Genomic DNA, 22450 nt, shown 5'->3' on the forward strand with positions numbered 1-22450 from the left:
TCGTGACCGATGACCAGCAGCTGCTCGACGCGCTGAAGAAGCTGGCCGCCGAGCTGTACACCAGCCGCGAGCGGGTGAAGCAGCTCGAATCCGGCGAGCACGAACCGATCGCCGTGGTCGGCATGGGCTGCCGCTTCCCGGGCGGGGTCCGCACGCCCGACCAGCTGTGGGACCTCGTCGCCGCGGGCACCGACGCGGTGTCCGGGTTCCCCGCCGACCGCGGCTGGGACACCACCGGCAGCTACGCCCACCAAGGCGGCTTCGTCTACGACGTGGCCGACTTCGACGCCGGGTTCTTCGGGATCTCGCCGCGGGAGGCGCTGGGGATGGACCCCCAGCAGCGGCTGCTCCTCGAAGTGTCCTGGGAGGCGCTGGAACAGGGCGGCATCGACCCGGCGTCGCTGCGCGGCTCGGCGACCGGCGTGTTCGCCGGCGCTTCGACCTCGCGCTACGAGGCCAACCTGCTCGGCATCGACGACGGCGCCGAAGGGTACGTGCTGACCGGCAACGCGATCAGCGTCATCTCCGGCCGCGTCTCCTACACCCTGGGCCTGGAGGGCCCGGCGGTCACCGTGGACACGGCGTGTTCGTCGTCGCTGGTGGCCCTGCACCTCGCCGTGCGGGCGCTGCGGGCGGGGGAGTGCTCGCTCGCACTGGCCGGCGGCGTCGCCGTGCTGTCCACGGCCGGGGCGTTCGCCGAGTTCTCGAAGCAGCAGGGCATGGCCGCCGACGGCCGGTGCAAGGCGTTCGCCGCCGGGGCCGACGGGATCGGCTGGGGCGAGGGCGCGGGCATGGTCGTGCTGGAACGGCTGTCCGACGCGCACCGCAACGGCCACCGGGTCCTCGCCGTCGTCCGCGGCTCCGCGACCAACTCCGACGGCGCCTCGAACGGGCTTTCGGCGCCGAACGGGCCGTCGCAGCAACGCGTGATCCGCGCCGCGCTCGACGACGCCAAACTGTCCGCTTCGGACGTCGACGTCGTCGAAGCACACGGCACCGGGACCTCGCTGGGCGACCCGATCGAGGCGCAGGCGCTGCTCGCGACCTACGGGCAGGACCGCGACGAGCCGCTGTGGCTGGGGTCGGTGAAGTCGAACATCGGGCACACGCAGACCGCGGCCGGCGTCGCGGGCGTGCTCAAGATGATCCTCGCGCTGCGCCACGGCGTGCTGCCCCCGACGCTGCACGCCGACGAGCCCACGCCGGAGGTCGACTGGAGCGCCGGGAACGTCCGGCTGCTGCAGGACTCGCGGGACTGGCCGGCCCCCGGCCGCCCGCGCCGCGCGGCGGTGTCGGCGTTCGGGATCAGCGGCACCAACGCCCACGTCCTCCTCGAAGAAGCCCCGGCCGGTCCGGCGGTGCCCGAGCGGCGGCCGCTCGTGTCCGGGACCACGGCCTGGGTCGTGTCGGCCCACTCGGCGGCGGCGCTCGCCGGGCAGGCCGGGCGGCTGCGCGAGCACGTCCTGGGCGGCTTGGGGACACCGGAGGACATCGGCTGGTCTCTGGGGGCGACGCGGTCGGCGTTCGAGCACCGGGCTGTCGTCCTCGGTGACGACCTCCCAGCGGGGTTGGCCGCGGTGGCCACCGGTCAGCCGGGCGCCGGGGTGGTGACCGGGGTCGCCGCCACCACGGGCCGCACGGTGTTCGTGTTCCCGGGGCAGGGCAGCCAGTGGCTCGGCATGGGCCGGGAGCTGGCGGAGTCGTGTCCGGTGTTCGCGGCCCGGCTGGCGGAGTGCGAAGCGGCGCTCGCGCCTTATGTTTCCCTTGATCTGAACGGGTTTTCCGAGGCTGCGGATGTCGTGCAGCCCGCGTTGTGGGCGGTGATGGTCTCCCTCGCCGAGGTCTGGCGGGCCGCTGGTGTCGTCCCGGATGCCGTGGTGGGTCATTCGCAGGGCGAGATCGCCGCGGCGGTCGTCTCGGGGGCACTGTCCCTTGAGGACGGTGCGCGGGTGGTCGCCCTCCGCAGCAAGGCGCTGACGGCGCTGGCCGGCCGCGGCGGGATGATGTCCGTGGCTGAGCCGGCGCCGGTCGTCCGGGAGCGAATTAAGCCGTGGGGTGCGCGACTCTCGATCGCCGCGGTGAATGGGCCGGTGTCCACTGTGGTCTCCGGTGAGCCGGACGCCTTGCGGGAGCTGGCCGAAGCCACCGAAGCGCGGACGCGGGTGATCCCCGTGGACTACGCCTCGCATTCGGCTCAGGTCGATTCGCTGCGTGAAGAGATCCTCGCGGCGCTGGCCGGGATCACGCCCCGGACACCCGAAATCCCGATGATCTCGTCGATGACCGGTGCTCCGGTCGGCGAGCTGGACGCGGAGTACTGGTTCGCGAGCCTGCGGGAGCCGGTCGAGTTCGAACGCGCGATCCGGACGCTGGGCGAGTCGGGCTACGGCGTCTTCGTCGAGACGTCGCCGCACGCGGTGCTCACCGGAGCCATCGCCGACACCCTCGGCGACCCGGTGGCCGTCGGCACCCTCCGTCGCGACGACGGCGGCGCGCCCCGGCTGCTGCGGTCGTTCGCCGAAGCCTGGACCCGCGGTGTGCCCGTCGACTGGTCGGCCGTCCTCAGTGGACAGCCGGTCGAGCTGCCCACCTACGCCTTCCAGCGGCAGCGGTTCTGGCCCCGGCCCGCCGTCGCCGCGCAGCCGGAGACCGCCGAATCCGGGTTCTGGACCGCAGTCGAGAACGGCGACCTCCACGAGCTGGCCGAGACCCTCGAAGTCGACGACGACCGGCTCGGCCCGGTCCTGCCGGCGCTGAAGTCGTGGCGCCGCCGCGAACGCGCCGAGTCGGTCGTCGCGGACTGGCGCTACCACATCACGTGGGTCCCCGTCCCCGAGCCCGCCACCGCCACGCTGTCCGGCACCTGGCTGCTGGTCGGGGCGTCCGCCGACGTCGCGGCGGCCCTGCGCGCGCACGGCGCGGAGGTGGTCACGGCGACCGTGGCCGACCTGCCGGCCGGGGACTACGCGGGTGTGATCGCGCACGGCGAAAGCCTCGCCGGGACTCTTCGCCTGGTACAGGCCGGGATCGACGCCCCGCTGTGGGTGCTGACCCGCGGCGCCGTGGCGACCGGCCCCGGTGAACCGGCCGCGCCCGCGCAGGCGCAGGTCTGGGGCCTGGGCCGGGTGGCGGGCCTGGAACACCCCGGACGCTGGGGCGGCCTCGTCGACCTCCCGCCCACCTGGGACGAACGCACCGGCGCCCGGCTGTGCGCCGTGCTCGCCGGGCGCGAAGACCAGGTCGCCCTCCGCGGCGCCGGCACCTTCGCCCGCCGCCTCGTCCGGGCGCCCGGGCACCGCGCCGGCCCGCGCCGCTGGGCCCCGCGCGGGACCGTCCTGCTCACCGGTGGCACCGGCTCCACCGGGGCGTACGTCGCCCGCTGGCTGGCCGGCCGGGGTGCCGGGCGCGTCGTCCTCACCGGCCGCGCCGGCCCCGCCGCCCCCGGGCTGCCCGCCCTGGCCGCGGACCTCGCGGTCGCCGGGACCCGCGTCGACGTCGTCGCCTGCGACCTCGCCGAGCGGCCCCGGGTCGCCGGCCTGCTGGACCGGATCGCCGCCACCGGACCGGCGCTGACCTCGGTGTTCCACGCGGCCAACACCGGGTACCTCGCCCCGCTGGCGACCACCGACGACGCCGGGCTGGCCACCGCGCTCGGCGCGAAGGCGGCCGGAGCGCGCTGGCTCGACGAACTGACCGCCGACCTCGACGCCTTCGTCCTGTTCTCCTCCATTTCGGCCACCTGGGGCAGCAACGACCACGGCGCCTACGCCGCGGGCAACGCCTACCTCGACGCGCTGGCCGAGGACCGCCGGGCGCGCGGGCTGCCGGGGACGTCGATCGCCTGGGGTGTCTGGGACACCCGTGACTGGGCCGCCGTCGACGCCGCCGCGGACCAGGACCAGGCCGTCACCCCGGCGAAACTGCTGCGCCAGGGCATCCGGTTCCTCGACCCGGACCGGGCCCTGACCGCGCTGGGCCAGGTCCTCGACGACGACGAGACGTACATCGCCCTGGCCGACGTCGACTGGACGCGGTTCGCGCCGGTGTTCGGCGCCGCCCGGGAACGGCCGCTGCTCGACCTGCTCGCCGAAGCGCACAGCACCGGCCCTGTCCCGGCCGAAGCGGGGGAGACCGGGGAGCTGGAAACGCAGCTGACCGGCCTGGACCCGGCCGAGCGGGTCCGCGTCACGGCCGAGCTGGTCCGGCAGCACGCGGCCGCGGTGCTGGGCCACGCATCCGCCGAGGAGGTCCCGGCGACCCGGGCGTTCCGCGACCTCGGCTTCGATTCGCTGACCGCGGTGGAGCTGCGGAACCGGCTCACCACGGCGACCGGGCTGAAGCTGCCGTCCACTGTGGTCTTCGACTACCCGAACCCCGCCATGCTGGCGCGGGAAATCGTCGGGCGCCTCTTCGGCGCGGACGAGGCCACGCCGGTCCCGGCCCGCGGTCCGGCGACGGCGACCGACCCGATCGCGATCGTCGGCATGAGCTGCCGGTACGCCGGCGGCGTCGAGAGCCCGGAAGCGCTGTGGGAGCTCCTGGCGTCCGGCGGCGACGCGATCACCGGGTTCCCGGCGGACCGCGGCTGGGACACCGAAGGCCTGCTCGACCCCGACCCGGACCGCGCGGGCACGACGTACGTCGCCGAAGGCGGTTTCCTGCGCGGTGTCGCCGGGTTCGACGCCGGGTTCTTCGGGATCAACCCCCGCGAGGCCCTGGCCATGGACCCGCAGCAGCGGCTGCTCCTCGAAGTCGCGTGGGAGACCCTCGAGCGCGCGGGCATCGACCCGGAGACCGTGCGCGGCACGCCGACCGGCGTCTTCGCCGGCGCCGCCCCGTCCGGTTACGGCGCCGGGCTCGCCGGGGCCGACAGCGGCACCGAGGGGTATGTGATCACCGGCAACACCGGCAGCGTGCTGTCCGGCCGGATCTCCTACACGCTCGGCCTGGAGGGCCCGGCGGTCACGGTGGACACGGCGTGTTCGTCGTCGCTGGTGGCCCTGCACCTGGCGGCGCAGGCGCTGCGGTCCGGCGAGTGCTCGCTGGCCCTCGCCGGGGGCGTGATGGTGATCGCCGACCCGGCCGAGTTCGTCGGCTTCTCGCGGCAGCGCGTGCTCGCCGCCGACGGGCGCTGCAAGGCGTTCGCGGAGGCGGCGGACGGGATGGGGCTGGCCGAGGGCGCGGGCATGGTGCTGCTGGAGCGCCTGTCCGACGCGCGCCGGCACGGCCACCGTGTGCTGGCGCTGGTCCAGGGCACCGCGACCAACTCCGACGGCGCGTCGAACGGGCTCACCGCCCCGAACGGGCCGTCGCAGCAGCGGGTGATCCGGGCCGCGCTGGCGAACGCGGGACTGTCCACTTCGGACGTCGACGTCGTGGAGGCGCACGGCACCGGGACCGCGCTCGGTGACCCGATCGAGGCGCAGGCGATCCTCGCCACGTACGGCCAGGAGCGGGCCGAGCCGCTGTGGCTGGGGTCGGTGAAGTCGAACATCGGGCACAGTCAGCAGGCGGCGGGCGTGGCCGGGGTGATCAAGATGGTGCTCGCCCTGCGGCACGGGAAGCTGCCCGCGACGCTGCACGTGGACGAGCCGTCGTCGCATGTGGACTGGACGGCGGGGAACGTCGAGCTGCTGCGCGAGCCGGTCGAGTGGACGGCGGGCGAGCGGCCGCGGCGGGCGGGGGTGTCGGCGTTCGGGATCAGCGGCACCAACGCCCACGTCATCCTCGAAGAGGCACCGGAAGCCGCGGAACCGGCCGAGCCCGCGGCCCGGGCCCTGACGGGCTCGGCGTGGGTGCTGTCCGCCCGCGACGCCGACGCGCTGCCCGCGCAGGCCGCGCGGCTGCGGGACTTCGTGCTCGCCCGCCCGGACCTCGATCCGGCCGACATCGGGTTCTCGCTGGCCACCACCCGCACGGCGTTCGAGCACCGCGCGGCGATCACCGGCGACCTCCTCGACGGGCTTGAGGCCCTGGCGGCCGGGCGATCGGCCGCGGGAGTGGTCACCGGCGTGGCCAAGCCCGTCCGGATCGGGTTCGTCTTCGCCGGGCAGGGCAGCCAGCGCGCGGGGATGGGCCGTCAGCTGTATGCGGCCAGCCCGGTGTTCGCGGCGGCGTTCGACGAGGCGATCGCGCTGGTCGAGGCCGAGCTGGGGTTGTCGGTTCGTGAGGTCGTGCTCGGCGAGGGCGAGGACGACCGGGCGGATCAGACGTTGTACGCCCAGACGGGCCTGTTCGCGGTCGAGGTCGGCCTGGTCGCGCTGCTGGCCGCGTGTGGCATCCGGCCGGACGCGGTGGCCGGGCACTCGGTGGGCGAGATCGCGGCGGCGCACGCGGCCGGGGTCCTCACCCTGGCCGATGCGGCCCGCCTGGTGGCCCACCGGGCCCGGCTGATGCAGGCCCTGCCCGAGGGCGGGGCGATGGCGGCGATCGAGGCGACCGAGGCGGAGATCGCCTCGGACCTGGAGGGCCTTTCGCTGGCGACGATCGAGGCGGAGCGCCCCCCGAACCTCCAAGGCGTCTCGCTGGCCGCGGTGAACGGACCGACATCGGTGGTGGTTTCGGGGGCCGTCGACGCCGTCGAGCGGGTCGTCGAGCGGTGGCGGGCGCGGGGCCGGCGGGTGCGGCGGCTGCGTGTCAGCCACGCCTTCCACTCGCACCGGATGGACCCCGTCCTCGACGACCTGGCCGAGGTCGCCGCCGGGCTGACCTACGCTGACCCGCGCGTGCCGTGGGCGGGCGCGCTGACCGGTGCGCTCGTCGAAGCCCCGGACGCCGGGTACTGGCCCGCGCAGGTCCGGCAGCCCGTCCGGTTCGCCGATGCGGTGCAGACCCTCGCCGCCCGAGGGGTTTCGGTCTTCTTCGAGATCGGTCCGGACGGCACGCTGTCGTCGATGGGGTCCGGGGTCCTGCCGGACGCTCCCTTCATCCCGGTGCTGCACAAGGACCTCCTCGTGACCGCGCTCGGCGCGGCCCACGTGCGGGGCGTCGACGTCGACTGGCGAGCCGTCCTCAGTGGACAGAAGGTCGACCTGCCCACCTACGCCTTCCGGCACCAGCACTTCTGGCCCGAGCGCCGGAAAGCGGCCGACTCCGGCTTCTGGGCCGCGCTCGAGCACCTCTCCGTCGACCTCGACCGCCCGTTCCGCGAGGTCCTGCCCGAGCTGACCACGTGGCGTGACGACGCCGCCGTGGCGGACTGGCGCTACCACGTCACCTGGACCCCGGTCGCCGACCCCGCGCCCGCGGCGCTGTCCGGCACCTGGCTGCTGGTCGGCGAGTCCGCCGAGGTCGAAGCCGCCCTCGCCGCCCATGGCGCCGAGGTCGTGACGGCCCGCGAAACCGTGCCGGACGGAAGCTACGCCGGGATCGTCTCCGTGCTCGCCCTCGACGAGACCCCGGTCGACGGCTCGCCCGTGCTGACCCGCGGCCTGGCCGCCACCCTGGAGCTGGCCCAGACCCTCCGTGACGGAGCGCCGCTGTGGGTGCTGACCCGCGGCGCCGTCGCGGCCACCCCCGGCGAAGGCCCGGCGAACCCCGTCCAGGCGCCCGCCTGGGGCCTCGGCCGGGTGGTCGGCCTGGAACACCCGGACCGCTGGGGCGGGCTGATCGACCTGCCCTCCACAATGGACGAACGCGCCGCGGCCCGGCTCGCCGCGGTCCTGGCGGGCACCGGCGAAGACCAGGTCGCCCTGCGGCCCTCGGGCATCCTGGCCCGCCGGCTCGTCCACGCGCCCGCGCCGCGGCCCGGCCGCGCCTGGACGCCGTCCGGGGCCGTGCTGGTCACCGGGGGCACCGGCGGCATCGGCGGGCACGTCGGCCGCTGGCTCGCCGGACGGCACACGCCCCGGCTGGTGCTCACCAGCCGGTCCGGTCCCGCCGCCGCCGGAGTGGCGGCGCTGGCGGCCGAACTGGCCGGGCAGGGCAGCGCGGTCGACGTCCTGGCCGGCGACACCGCCTGCCGCGCCGACGTCGCCGGGATCCTGGCGCGGATCGGCCCGGACCTCACCGCCGTCGTGCACGCCGCCGGCATCGGGCAAGGCATCGCGGTCGACGACCTCGACACCGCCGGGCTCGCGGACTCCCTCGCGGGCAAGGCCGCCGGGGCGGTCTGGCTCGACGAACTGACCGGCGACCTCGACGCGTTCGTGCTGTTCTCGTCGATCTCGGCCACCTGGGGCAGCGCGCTGCAGCCCGGGTACGCCGCCGCGAACGCCTTCCTCGACGCGCTCGCCGAAGCCCGCCGCGCCCGCGGAGCGGTCGCGACCTCGGTCGCCTGGGGCGTCTGGAGCGGGGCCGGGATGGGCGGCGGCGAGGCGGGGGAGAAGCTGAGCCGGTTCGGGGTCCGCGCGATGGACCCGCGGCTCGGCATCCGGGCACTGGCCCAGGCCGTCGACGCGGACGAGACCGCGGTCGCGGTCGCCGACGTCGACTGGCCCGCCTTCGCACCGACGTTCACCCTGCGCCGCCCCAGCCCGTTGCTGACCTCGGTGCCGGAGGCGGTGACCGCGCTGGCCGAGCCCGTCCCGGCCGGCGACGGCGGCCTGGCCGGACGGCTGGCCGGACTGTCGCGGGCAGACCAGGACCGCCTCCTGGTCGAGCTGGTCCGCACCGAGGCCGCCGCCGCGCTCGGGCACTCCGGTGCCGGCGCGGTCGACGCCGACCGCCCGTTCGGGGACCTCGGCTTCGACTCGCTCACCGCGGTCGAACTGCGCAACCGGCTCGGCGCGGCCACCGGCCTCAGCCTGCCCGCGACCCTGGTCTTCGACCACCCCACCGCCGCCGCGCTCGCCGCGTTCCTGCGGGCCGAGCTGGCCGGCGAAGAAGAAGCCGGTCCGGGCGCGCTGTTCGCCGGGCTGGACCGCCTCGAGGCCGGCCTGGCCGACGTCGCCGACCCGGCCGTGCGCGAGGACATCGGCCGCCGCCTGCGCGGCATCCTCGCCGGCCTGGACCGCGACCCGGGGGCGGGGACCGCGATCGCGTTCGACGCGGCCACCCCCGGCGAAGTGTTCGATTTCCTCGACAAGGAGTTCGGGAGCCTGTGATGGAGAGTCAGGAAAAGCTCTTCGACTACCTCAAGAAGGCGTCGGCCGAGCTCCAGGAGACCCGCACCCGCCTGCGCCGCAAGGAAGCCGCCGAGCACGAGCCGATCGCGATCGTCGGCATGGGCTGCCGCCTGCCCGGCGGCGTGCGGAGCCCGGAGGACCTGTGGTCACTGGTGGCCTCGGGCACCGACGCGGTGTCCGGCTTCCCGGCCGACCGCGGCTGGGACCTCGGCGACGGCTACGCCCACCAGGGTGGGTTCGTCCACGACGCGGCCGAGTTCGACGCCGGGTTCTTCGAGATCTCCCCGCGCGAAGCCCTCGCCATGGACCCGCAGCAGCGCATGCTGCTCGAAGTCACCTGGGAAGCCCTGGAACGCGCGGGCATCGACCCGGCGGGGCTGAAGGGGTCCCGGACCGGCGTGTTCGCCGGGGCGTCGTCGTCGGGCTACGGCAACGTCCTCCTCGAGGACCCCAGCGGCGTCGAGGGCTACCTGATGACCGGCAACGCCGGGAGCGTGATCTCCGGCCGGGTGTCGTACGCGCTCGGGCTGGAAGGCCCGGCGGTCACGGTGGACACGGCGTGCTCGTCGTCGCTGGTCGCCCTGCACCTGGCCGTGCAGGCCCTGCGCACCCGCGAATGCGGCCTGGCGCTGGCCGGCGGCGTCACGGTGATGGCCACCGCCGGCACGTTCGCGGACTTCGCCCGGCAGAACGGCCTGGCCGCCGACGGCCGGTGCAAGTCGTTCTCGGCCGACGCCGACGGCACCGCCTGGGCCGAAGGTGCCGGGGTGCTGGTGGTCGAGCGGCTTTCGGACGCTCGGCGCAACGGGCACCGGGTGCTGGCCGTGATCACCGGGACCGCGGTGAACTCCGACGGTGCGTCGAACGGCCTGACCGCGCCCAACGGGCCGTCGCAGCAGCGCGTGATCCGCTCCGCGCTCGCCGCCGCCCGGGTGAGCGCCGAGCAGGTCGACGTCGTGGAGGCCCACGGCACCGGCACCACGCTCGGCGACCCGATCGAGGCCCAGGCCGTGCTCGCCACCTACGGCCAGCACCGGGAAACCCCGCTGTGGTTGGGTTCCCTCAAGTCCAACCTCGGCCACGCCCAGCAGGCAGCGGGCGTGGCCGGGGTCATCAAGATGGTCCAGGCCCTGCGCCACGGCGAACTCCCGCGGACGTTGCACGTCGCCGAGCCGACGCCGCACGTCGACTGGTCCGCGGGCAAGGTCGCGCTGCTGCGGGAGCAGGTGGCGTGGCCGGCAGGTGACCGGCCGCGGCGGGCCGGGGTGTCGGCGTTCGGGATGAGCGGCACCAACGCGCACGTGATCGTCGAGGACGCGCCGATGGCCGAAGACGCACCGGCCGAGCCGCGGCAGCCGGTGGTCACCACCACCGCGACGCCGTGGCTCCTGTCCGGGCGCACCGCGCCCGCGCTCGCCGCCCAGGCCGGCCGGCTGCGCGAGCACCTGCTCACCCACCCGGACCTGGACCCGGCCGACGTCGCCTGGTCACTGGCCACGACCCGGTCCGCGTTCGGCCACCGGGCGGTCGTGCTCGACGGCGACCTGACCGCCGCCGCGGCCGGACGGCCCGCGCCCGGCCTGGTCACGGGCACGGCAGCGGCAGCAGGACGGACGGTGTTCGTGTTCCCGGGGCAGGGGAGCCAGTGGCTCGGCATGGGCCGGGAGCTGGCGGAGTCGTGTTCAGTGTTCGCGGCCCGGCTGGCCGAGTGCGCGGCCGCGTTGTCGCCTTACGGCGGCCTGAACCTCGACGATCTGGACTCCGCGGATGTGGTCCAGCCGGCGTTGTGGGCGGTCATGGTGTCGCTGGCCGAGGTGTGGCGCGCGGCCGGTGTCGTGCCCGACGCGGTGGTGGGTCACTCGCAAGGTGAGATCGCCGCGGCGGTGGTGTCGGGTGCACTGTCCCTTGAGGACGGTGCTCGGGTGGTGGCGCTGCGCAGCAAGGTGCTGACGGCGTTGGCCGGGCACGGCGGGATGCTGTCGATCGCCGAGCCCGCGGCCGCGGTCCGGGAGCGGATCGAGCCGTGGGGCTCCCGGCTGTCGGTGGCCGCGGTGAACGGCCCACAGTCCACTGTGGTCTCCGGCGACCCGGAAGCCTTGCGAGAACTGGCCGAGAGCGCGGACGTCCGGACCCGGATGATCCCGGTGGACTACGCGTCGCATTCGGCTCAGGTGGACGCCTTGCGGGACGAAATCGTGTCGGTGCTGGCCGGGATTTCCCCGCGAGAAGCCGAGATCCCGATGGTGTCGGCGATGACCGGGGAGTGGATCAACGGCCCCGAGCTGGACCCGGCCTACTGGGCGGCCAGCCTGCGGGAACCCGTGGAGTTCGAACGCGCGGTCCGCGTCCTCGGCGAGTCGGGGCACGGCGTGTTCGTCGAGACGTCCCCGCACGCGGTGCTCACCACCGCGATCGCCGACACCCTGCCCGACGCGGTCGTCGGCGGCACCCTCCGCCGCGACGGCGGCGGCGCCGGCCGCCTGCTCCGGTCGTTCGCCGAAGCCTGGACCCGCGGCGTCCCCGTCGACTGGTCGGCCCTCCTCAGTGGACAGACAGTCGACCTGCCCACCTACGCCTTCCAGCACGAACGCTACTGGCCCGAACGCGCCAGCACGGCCGACGACACCTGGCGCTACCAGGTCACCTGGGCCCCCGTTCCCGAGCCCGCCACCGCCACGCTGTCCGGCACCTGGTTGCTGGCCGGGGTGTCCGCCGAGATCGCGGCCGCGCTGCGCGGTTACGGCGCGGACGTCGTCACGGCGCCCGTGGACGACCTCCCGGCTGGGGACTTCGCGGGTGTGGTGGCGCACGGCGACGACCTGGCTGGGATTCTCCGTCTGGTTCAGGCGGGGATTGACGCGCCGCTGTGGGTGCTGACCCGTGGCGCCGCTCCCGGCGATGGCCCGGTGTCGCTGGAGCAGGCGCAGGTGTGGGGCTTCGGGCGGGTTGCCGCCCTGGAGCACCCGGATCGCTGGGGCGGCCTGGTCGACCTTCCGGCTGTGTGGGACGAGCGTGCCGCGGCGCGGCTGTGCGCGGTCCTCGCCGGGCACGAGGACCAGGTCGCGATCCGGCAGGCGGGCATCCTGGCCCGCCGTCTGGTCCGCGCCCCCGAACCGCGGGAGCTGCGTCGCTTCGAGCCGTCGGGGACTGTGCTGATCACCGGCGGGACCGGGGCGATCGGAGGTCACACCGGCCGCTGGCTGACCGGTCGTGGTGCCACGAACCTGGTGTTGACGAGCCGGTCCGGTCCGGCGGCCGCCGGGGTGCCCGCCCTGGTGGCGGACCTGGCTGCTCGTGGGGCGGCGGTGGACGTCGTCGCGTGCGATGTCGCCGACCGGCCGCAGGTGGCCGGGCTCCTCGACCGGATCGGTCCCGGGTTGTCGACGGTGGTGCACGCGGCCGGAGTCGGCGAGGGCGGTCCGATCGTGGAGACGACCGTGGCGGATCTGGCCTCGGCGACCGCGGCGAAGGTCCTCGGCGCTCGCTGGCTGGACGAACTCGCCACCGGCCTCGACGCGTTCGTCCTGTTCTCCTCGGGGGCCGCGATCTGGGGCAGCGGCGGGCTTGCCGGGTATGCGGCGGGCAACGCCTACCTCGACGCCCTCGCCGAGGCTCGCCGTGCCCGCGGGCTGGCGGCGACGTCGGTCGCCTGGGGACTCTGGGGCGGCGGCGGCATGGTCGGTGGCGCCGCCGGTGAGCAGCTGCGTGGCCTCGGCATGCGCGTCATGGCCCCTGACCGCGGAATTCACGCCCTGGCCCAGACCCTGGACGCGGACGAGACCGCGGTGACGGTCGCGGACGTCGACTGGGCGAAGTTCGCGCCGACGTTCACCCTGCGCCGCCCGAGCCCGCTCATCGCCGGCCTGCCCGAGGTCGAGGCCGCCCTCGCGGTGGACACCGACGCGGAACCGGAGACCGAACTCGGCAGGCGGCTGGCCGGGCTGTCCCGCGCCGACCAGGACCGGCTGCTGACCGACCTCGTGCGGGCGGAAGCCGCGGCGGTGCTCGGCCACGCGTCCGCCGACGCCCTCGAACCCCGGCGCGCGTTCAAGGAACTCGGGTTCGGCTCCCTGACCGCGGTCGAACTGCGCAACCGCCTCGCCACCGCCACCGGGCTCGGCCTGCCGTCCACGCTCGTCTTCGACTACCCGAACGCCGCCGCCCTCGCCGAGTTCCTCGGCAGCAGGCTCACCGGCACCGAAACCCGGACGGCCACCGTCGTCACGGCCGCGAGTGACGAGCCGCTCGCCATCGTCGGCATGGGCTGCCGCTTCCCCGGCGGCGTCACCGGCCCCGAGCAGCTGTGGGACCTCCTCGCCGCCGGCACGGACGCCATCGCCGGCTTCCCGGCCGACCGCGGCTGGGAAACCCTCGAAGCCACCTACGGCCACGACGACGTCGAGTACATTCGCCAGGGCGGGTTCGTCTACGACGCGGCCGAGTTCGACGCCGGCTTCTTCGGCATCTCGCCGCGCGAGGCCGTCGCGATGGACCCGCAGCAGCGCATGCTCCTCGAGGTCGCCTGGGAAACCCTGGAAGCGGCCGGCATCGACCCCGCCGCCCTGCGCGGCTCGGCCACCGGCGTCTTCGCCGGCGCCACCCACTCCGGGTACGGGATGGGGGTCGCGGGCGGCGACCGCGGCTCCGAGGGCTACCTGATGACCGGGGGCCTGACCGCGGTCATCTCCGGCCGCATCTCCTACACCCTCGGCCTCGAAGGCCCGGCGGTCACGGTGGACACGGCGTGCTCGTCGTCGCTGGTCGCCCTGCACCTGGCCGCCCAGTCACTGCGGTCGGGCGAATGCTCGATGGCCCTCGCCGGCGGGGTCGCCGTGCTCGCGACACCGGGGGCGTTCCTGGAGTTCTCTCAGCAGGGCGGCATGGCCGCCGACGGCCGCTGCAAGGCCTTCGCCGCGGGTGCCGACGGCATCGGCTGGGGCGAGGGCGCGGGCATGGTGCTGCTGGAGCGCCTGTCCGACGCCCACCGCAACGGCCACGAAGTCCTGGCCGTCATCCGCGGCACCGCGGCCAACTCCGACGGCGCGTCCAACGGCCTAGCTGCCCCGAACGGCCCGTCGCAGCAGCGGGTGATCCGGGCGGCGCTGGCCGACGCCGGACTGTCCACTCAGGACGTCGACGCGGTCGAGGCACACGGCACCGGGACGTCCTTGGGCGACCCGATCGAGGCCCAGGCGCTCCTGGCGACCTACGGCCAGGACCGTGACGAACCGCTGTGGCTCGGCTCGGTGAAGTCGAACATCGGGCACACGCAGACCGCGGCCGGCGTCGCCGGGATCATCAAGATGGTCCAGGCCCTGCGCCACGGCGAACTGCCGCGGACCCTGCACGCCGCCGAGCCGTCGCCCGAGGTCGACTGGAGCGCCGGGAACGTCCGCCTGCTCACCGAGGCGGTGCCGTGGCCCGCCGGGGAGCGGCCCCGCCGCGCCGGGGTGTCGGCGTTCGGCGTCAGCGGCACGAACGTGCACGTCATCGTCGAAGAAGCACCCAAACCGCCCGCGGCACCGGAACCGGCGCCGCCGCTGGTGGCCGCCCCGGCGTGGGTCGTGTCCGGCCGCACCGGCGAGGGCCTGGCCGCCCAGGCGGGCCGGCTGCGCGAACACGTCCTGGCCCGGCCCGGCGAGGACGTCGCCTGGTCCCTCGCGACGACGCGGCCGGTGTTCGAGCACCGGGCCGTGGTGACCGGCGGCGACCTCGCCGCGGGCCTCGCCGCCGTCGCCACCGGGCAGCCCGCCCCGGGTGTCGTGACCGGCGCGGTCACCCCGGCCGCGGCCGGGCGCGTCACCTTCGTCTTCCCTGGCCAGGGCAGCCAGTGGGCCGGGATGGGCCGTGAGCTGGCCGAGTCGTGCCCGGTGTTCGCGGCGCGGCTGGCCGAGTGCGCCGCGGCGCTGTCGCCGTATGTGGACCTCGATCTCGATGACCTCGACTCCGCGGATGTCGTGCAGCCCGCTTTGTGGGCGGTGATGGTCTCCCTCGCCGAGGTCTGGCGGGCGGCCGGTGTCGTGCCCGACGCCGTGGTCGGCCACTCGCAGGGCGAGATCGCCGCGGCGGTGGTGTCGGGTGCACTGTCCCTTGAGGACGGTGCTCGCGTCGTCGCCCTGCGCAGCAAGGTGCTGACGGCGTTGGCCGGGCACGGCGGGATGATGTCGATCGCCGAGCCTGCCGCGGAGGTGCGGGAGCGGATCAAGCCGTGGGGCGCACGGTTGTCGGTCGCGGCGGTGAACGGCCCACAGTCCACTGTGGTCTCCGGTGAGCCGGACGCCCTGCGGGAACTGGCGGAGAGCACGCACGTCCGGACCCGGATGATCCCGGTGGACTACGCCTCGCACTCGGCTCAGGTCGACGCCCTGCGCGACGAAATCGTCTCGGTCTTGGCCGGGATCTCCCCGCGGCAGGCCGAGATCCCGATGGTGTCGGCGATGACCGGGGAGTGGATCGGCGGCCCCGAGCTCGACCCGGCGTACTGGGCGGCCAGCCTCCGCGAGCCCGTCGAGTTCGAGCGGGCGATCCGCGTCCTGGGCGAGCAGGGACACCGCGTGTTCGTCGAGACGTCCCCGCACCCGGTCCTCACCGGCGCGATCGCCGACACCCTGGACGGCCCGGTCGTCACCGGCACCCTCCGCCGCGCCGACGGCAGCGCCCAGCGGCTGCTCACCTCCTTCGGCGAGGCCTTCGTCCACGGTGTGCCGGTCGACTGGGCCGCTGTCCTCGGCGGCGGCACCCGGACCCCGCTGCCCACCTACGCCTTCCAGCGCCGCCGGTTCTGGCCCGACGAGCCGGCCCGCCCGGCCGCGGACCCGGCCGAAGCCCGGTTCTGGGCGGCGGTCGACCGCGGCGACCCCGCCGAGCTGGCCGGGCTCCTCGACGCCGGCGGCGCCGGCCTCGACGACGTCCTCCCCGCCGTCCTCCCCGCACTGGCCGCCTGGCACCGCCGCGAACAGGACGGCTCCACCGTCGCGGACTGGCGCTACCGGATCACCTGGACCCCGGTGCCGGAAACCACCGCCGTGGTCACCGGAACCTGGCTCGTGGCCGGGGACGCGCCCGAAGCCCGCGACACCGCCCGGGCGCTGGCCGGCCGCGGCGCCGACGTCGTCACCCTCGGCGCGGCCGACCACGACCGCGCGGCACTGGCCGAAATCCTGCGCGCGCTGGTGACCGGCCCGGTCGCCGGGGTCGTCTCGGCGCTCGCCCTCGACGAGTCGCCGCTGCCCGGCTTCCCGGCCGTCCCGCGTGGCGCCGCGGGCACCCTCGGCCTGATCCAGGCCCTCGGCGACGCCGGGGTCGACGCCCCGCTGTGGGTGCTCACCCGCGGCGCGGTCGCCGCCACCCCGGGCGAGCCGCTGACCAGCCCCGTCCAGGCCCAGGCCTGGGGCCTCGGCCGGGTCGCCGGGCTCGAGTACGCCGGCCGCTGGGGCGGGCTGGTCGACCTGCCCGCGCAGTGGGACGAGCGCACGGCCGCCCGCGTTTGCGCGGCGCTGACCGGCATCGAGGACCAGGTCGCCGTCCGGCAGGGCGGGCTGTTCGCCCGCCGCCTGGTCCGGTCGGCGCCCCGCCGCGCCGCCGGCTCGTGGCGGCCCGGCGGCACGGTCCTGCTGACCGGCGGCACCGGGTCGATCGGTGGCCTGGTCGGCACCTGGCTGGCCGGCCGTGGTGCGGAGCGGGTGGTGCTGACCAGCCGGTCCGGGCCGTCGGCCGGCGGGATCGCCGTGCTGGCCGCGGAAATCGCCGACGGCGGCGCGCAGGTCGACGTCGTCAGCTGCGACAGTGCCGACCGCGCGCAGCTCGCGGGCCTGCTCGACACGATCGGCCGGACCGGGCCCGCGCTCAGCTCGGTGCTGCACTCGGCGAGCACCGCTTACGTGACCCCGCTCGACGACACCAGCGTCGAGGGCCTCGCCGTGGCACTGGGCGCGAAGGCGGCCGGGGCGCGGTGGCTGGACGAGCTGACCGCGGACCTCGACCTGGACGCCTTCGTCCTGTTCTCCTCGATCTCGGCGACCTGGGGCAGCAACGACCACGGCGCCTACGCCGCGGGCAACGCGTATCTCGACGCCCTCGCCGAAGACCGGCGGGCCCGGGGCCTGCCCGGGACGTCGATCGCCTGGGGGGTCTGGGACACCCGCGACTGGGCGGCCGTCGACGCGCTCCTCGAGGAACGCCCCGGCAGCGTCACGCCCGCCCGGCTGGTCCGGCAGGGGATGAACTTCCTCGACCCGGACCGCGCGCTCACGGCCCTCGGTCAGGTGCTGGACGACGACGAGACGTTCATCGCGCTGGCCGACGTCGACTGGGCGCGGTTCGCCCCGGTGTTCACCGCCGCCCGCGAACGCCCCCTGCTGGACCTGATCCCCGAGGCCCACGAGTCCGAAGTGGACGCTCCGGCCGCGACCGGGGAACTGGCCGCGAAACTCGCCGGGCTGGCCGCGGCCGAGCAGGTCCGCGTCACCGCCGACCTGGTGCGGCAGCACGCCGCCGCGGTGCTCGGCCACACGTCCGCCGGCGAAGTCCCGGCCGCGCGGGCCTTCCGCGATCTCGGCTTCGACTCGCTGACCGCGGTGGAGCTGCGCAACCGGCTCAACACCGCGACCGGGCTGAAACTGCCGTCCACCGTGGTCTTCGACTACCCGACTCCCGACGTGCTGGCCCGCGAGATCGTCGGGCGGCTGGTCGGCACGGCCGAGGCGGCCCCGGTCACCACCGGGGGCCCGGCGACGGCGACCGACCCGATCGTCATCGTCGGCATGGGCTGCCGGTACGCCGGCGGCATCGAGAGCCCGGAAGCCCTGTGGGAACTCCTGGAGTCCGGCGGCGACGCGATCACCGCGTTCCCGCCCGACCGGGGCTGGGACACGGAGGGCCTGTTCGACCCCGACCCCGACAACCCCGGCACGTCGTACGTCTCGCAGGGCGGCTTCCTGCGCAACGTCGCCGGGTTCGACGCGGGCTTCTTCGGGATCTCGCCGCGGGAAGCACTGGCCATGGACCCGCAGCAGCGGCTGCTGCTGGAGATCGCCTGGGAGACGGTCGAGCGCGCGGGCATCGACCCCGCGTCGCTGCGCGGGACGGCCACCGGGGTGTTCGCCGGGGCGGCCCCGTCCGGCTACCTCGGCGCGGGCGAGTTCGACGGCGTCGAAGGGCACCTCATCACCGGCAACACCGGCAGCGTGCTGTCCGGCCGGATCTCCTACACCCTCGGCCTGGAGGGCCCGGCGGTCACCATCGACACGGCGTGCTCGTCGTCGCTGGTCGCCCTGCACCTGGCCGCCCAGGCACTGCGGTCGGGGGAGTGCTCCCTCGCCCTGGCCGGCGGGGTCCTGGTGATGGCCGACCCGGCCGAGTTCGTCGGCTTCTCGCGGCAGCGCGTCCTCGCCGCCGACGGCCGCTGCAAGGCCTTCGCCGCCGCGGCCGACGGCATGGGCATGGCCGAAGGCGCCGGGATGGTGCTGCTGGAACGGCTGTCCGACGCCCGCCGCCACGGCCACGAAGTCCTCGCGGTCCTCCGCGGCAGCGCGACCAACTCCGACGGCGCTTCGAACGGCCTCACCGCCCCGAACGGGCCGTCGCAGCAGCGGGTGATCCGCTCGGCGCTGGCAAACGCCGGTCTGTCCACTTCGGACGTCGACGTCGTGGAGGCGCACGGCACCGGGACCGCGCTGGGCGACCCGATCGAGGCGCAGGCGATCCTCGCCACCTACGGCCAGGAGCGCGCCGAACCGCTGTGGCTGGGTTCGGTGAAGTCGAACATCGGGCACAGCCAGCAGGCGGCCGGCGTGGCCGGGGTGATCAAGATGGTGCTCGCCCTGCGGCACGGGAAACTCCCCGCGACGCTGCACGTCGACGAGCCGTCGCCGCACGTGGACTGGACGTCCGGGAACATCGCCCTGCTGCGGGAACCGGTCGAGTGGACGGCGGGCGAGCGGCCGCGGCGGGCGGGGGTGTCGGCGTTCGGGATCAGCGGCACCAACGCCCACGTCGTCCTCGAAGAGGCGCCCGGCCCCGAGCCGGCGGACACCACATCCGAGGCCCCGGTGCTGGCGGGCCCGGCGTGGCCGGTCGCGGCCCGGAGCGCCGAGGCACTGGCCGAGCAGGCCGCGCGGCTGCGCGAGTTCGTCCTCGCCCGCCCGGACCTCGACCCGGCCGACGTCGGCTTTTCGCTGGCCACCACCCGGACGGCGTTCGAGCACCGTGCGGTGGTGACCGGCGACGTCCTCGCCGGGCTGGGCGCGCTGGCCGACGGCCGGTCGGCGGCGAGCGTGGTCACCGGAACGGTGCCCGCCGCGGGTCCCGGCCGGATCGGCTTCCTCTTCGCCGGGCAGGGCAGCCAGCGCGCGGGGATGGGCCGTCAGCTGTATGCGGCCAGCCCGGTCTTCGCGGCGGCGTTCGACGAGGCGATCGCGCTGGTCGAGGCCGAGCTGGGCGTGCCGGTTCGTGAGGTCGTGCTCGGCGAGGGCGAGGACGACCGCGCGGATCAGACGTTGTACGCCCAGACGGGCCTGTTCGCGGTCGAGGTCGGCCTGGTCGCGCTGCTGGCCGCGTGCGGCATCCGGCCGGACGCCGTGGCCGGGCACTCGGTGGGCGAGATCGCCGCGGCGCACGCGGCCGGGGTACTCACCCTGGCCGACGCCGCCCGCCTGGTGGCCCACCGGGCCCGGCTGATGCAGGCCCTGCCGGAAGGCGGGGCGATGGCGGCGATCGAGGCGACCGAGGCGGAGCTCACCCCGGACCTCGAGGGCGTCTCGCTGGCGGCGGTGAACGGGCCGACGTCCGTGGTCGTCTCGGGCGCCGCCGACGCGGTCGACGCCGTCGTCGAGCGGTGGCGGGCGCAGGGCCGCCGGGTGCGGCGGCTGCGCGTCAGCCACGCCTTCCACTCGCACCTGATGGACCCGGTCCTCGACGACCTCGCCGAGGTCGCCGCCGGGCTGACCTACGCGAGCCCGCGCGTGCCGTGGGTCGGCGCCCTGGCCGGTGCGCTCGTCGAAGCCCCGGACGCCGGGTACTGGCCCGCGCAGGCGCGGGCGGCCGTGCGCTTCGGCGCCGCGGTGGAAGCCATGGCCGCCCAAGGGGTTTCCGTGTTCCTCGAGATCGGCCCCGACGGCACGCTGTCGGCGCTGGCCCCGGCCTCCTGCCCGGACGGCGCGTTCGTGCCCGTCCTGCGCAAGGACACCCCGGTCGTGGCCGGGCTCGCGCAGGCCTACGTGCACGGGGTCGCCGTCGACTGGACGGCCGTCTCCCGCGGCCGCCGGATCGCGCTGCCCACCACGGTGTTCCGGCACCAGCGGTTCTGGCCGAAGCCCGCGGCCCCGGCCGCACCCGCCGCCGACTCCGCGTTCTGGACCGCCGTCGAGGAGGGCGACCTGCAGCGCGTCACGGACGCCTTGGCCGTCGGCGGCGAGCAACCGCTGCGCGAGGTGCTCCCGGCGCTGGCCGCCTACCGCCGCCGCGAACGGGACACCTCGGCCGTCGCCGGCTGGCGGTACCGCATCGGCTGGGAGCCTCTCGCCGAGCCCGGCGCGGCCGTGCCCACCGGCACCTGGCTCGTGGTCGCCGACCCGGCCCGTGTCACGGACGACTGCCTGCGGGCACTGGCCGGAGCCCGGACCGTGCTCGTCGAGACGACGGCGACCGACCGGACGGACCTGGCCGAAGCGCTCGCCGGGGTCGTCGATGACCTCGCCGGCGTGGTGGCGCTACCCGCCGCGGGCGGCACCGGCCCGGTCCCGCCGGGCGTGGCGACGACCCTCGCCCTGGTCCAGGCGCTCGGCGACCTCGGCGTCACCGCGCCGCTGTGGGTGCTCACCACCGGTGCGGTCGCGCCCGCGCCCGGCGAACCGGTCGCCGACCCCGCGCAGGCGCAGATCTGGGGTCTTGGCCGGGTCGTCGGCCTGGAACACCCGGAACGCTGGGGCGGGCTCGCCGACCTGCCGTCCACAATGGACGACGTCGCGGTGGCCCGGCTGCGCGCGGTCCTGGCCGGCACGGGCGAGGACCAGGTCGCGATCCGGCCCGGCGGCGTCTTCGGGCGGCGGCTGCACCACGCGCCGGCGCCGGCCCCGGCCCGCACCCGGCCGTGGACGCCGCGGGGCAGCGTGCTCGTCACCGGCGGCACGGGTGGCCTCGGCGGGCACGTCGGCCGCTGGCTGGCCGGCCGCGGCGCCCCGCACGTCGCGCTCACCAGCCGCCGCGGCCCCGGCGCCGAGGGCGTGGCCGCCCAGGCCGCCGAACTGGCCGGGCTGGGCACCGCCGTCGACGTCTTCGCCTGCGACGCCGCCGACCGCGGCCACCTCGCCGCGGTCCTGGACCGGCTGCCCGGCCTCACCGCCGTCGTGCACGCGGCCGGCCTCGGCCAGGTCACGCCGACCGCCGAAACCACGCTCGCCGAGCACGAACACGTCGTCGCGGCCAAGGTCGCGGGCGCACGCTGGCTCGACGAGCTGACCGGCGACCTCGACGCGTTCGTGCTGTTCTCCTCCATCGCGGCCACCTGGGGCAGCGCGCGGCAACCGGCCTACGCCGCGGGCAACGCCGCCCTCGACGCCCTCGCGGTGAACCGCCGCGCCCGCGGGCTCGCCGCCACCTCGGTGGCGTGGGGCATGTGGGCCGGCGCGGGCATGGGCGCCGGTGGCGAGGAGTTCGCCCGCCGCGGGCTGCGCATGATGGACACGCAGCACGCGATCACCGCGCTGGCCCAGGCGGTCGACGCGGGCGAAGCGACGGTCACCGTCGCGGACGTCGACTGGGCCCGGTTCGCCCCGGCGTTCACCATGCGCCGCCCGAGCCCGCTCCTCGCGGCCCTGCCGGAAGTGCAGGCCGCGCTGACCCCGGCGGCCCCGGTCGCCGACGGCGGGTTCGCGCGGCGGCTCGACGGCCTCGCCCCCGCGGAGCAGGACCGGCTGCTGGCCGAGCTGGTCCGCACCGAGGCCGCGGCCGCGCTCGGCCACGACGACGCGGCGGAAGTCGAGCCGGACCGGGCGTTCAAGGACCTCGGCTTCGACTCGCTCACCGCGATCGAGTTGCGCAACCGGCTCGGCGCGGCGACCGGGCTCACGCTGCCCGCCACGCTGGTGTTCGACCACCCCGCCCCGGCCGCGCTGGCCGCGTTCCTGCGGGCGGAACTGCTCGGCGACCCCGGCGAGGCCGGGCTCACCGAGGAACTGGACCGGTTCGAGGCCCTGCTGGCCGGCGCGGCGCCGGACGAGCAGACCCACGAGCTGGTCGCGGCCCGCCTCCAGCGGGTCCTCGCGCGGTGGACCGAGAACCGGTCCGGCGGCGAAGGAGTCACGCGGCGGATCGAGGCCGCGTCCGACGACGAGATGTTCGAGTTCATCCACCGGGAACTCGGCCGGTCCGAATAGACGGACAGGCAA

1 protein-coding gene and 1 pseudogene are annotated in these 22450 nt (G+C 75.7%); both read left to right on the forward strand.

The genetic code is table 11. The features are described from left to right. Positions 1-2 precede the first annotated feature (2 nt). Positions 3-9044, forward strand: a pseudogene (locus tag BLW76_RS50910) (type I polyketide synthase); the annotation flags it as partial. Then, positions 9044-22438: a type I polyketide synthase gene (locus BLW76_RS50915; protein ID WP_091309778.1), complete on the forward strand. Its 13395-nt coding sequence runs from the start codon at positions 9044-9046 to the stop codon at positions 22436-22438. The pseudogene BLW76_RS50910 and the gene BLW76_RS50915, both read left to right, overlap by 1 nt. Positions 22439-22450: the final 12 nt, after the last annotated feature.

This window comes from Amycolatopsis tolypomycina (genome assembly GCF_900105945.1).
Classification (GTDB): domain Bacteria; phylum Actinomycetota; class Actinomycetes; order Mycobacteriales; family Pseudonocardiaceae; genus Amycolatopsis; species Amycolatopsis tolypomycina.

Coding starts and splice junctions, on each gene's coding strand:
- BLW76_RS50915 (WP_091309778.1), top strand. CDS start 9,044: ATGGAGAGTCAGGAAAAGCTCTTCGACTACCTCAAGAAGGCGTCGGCC.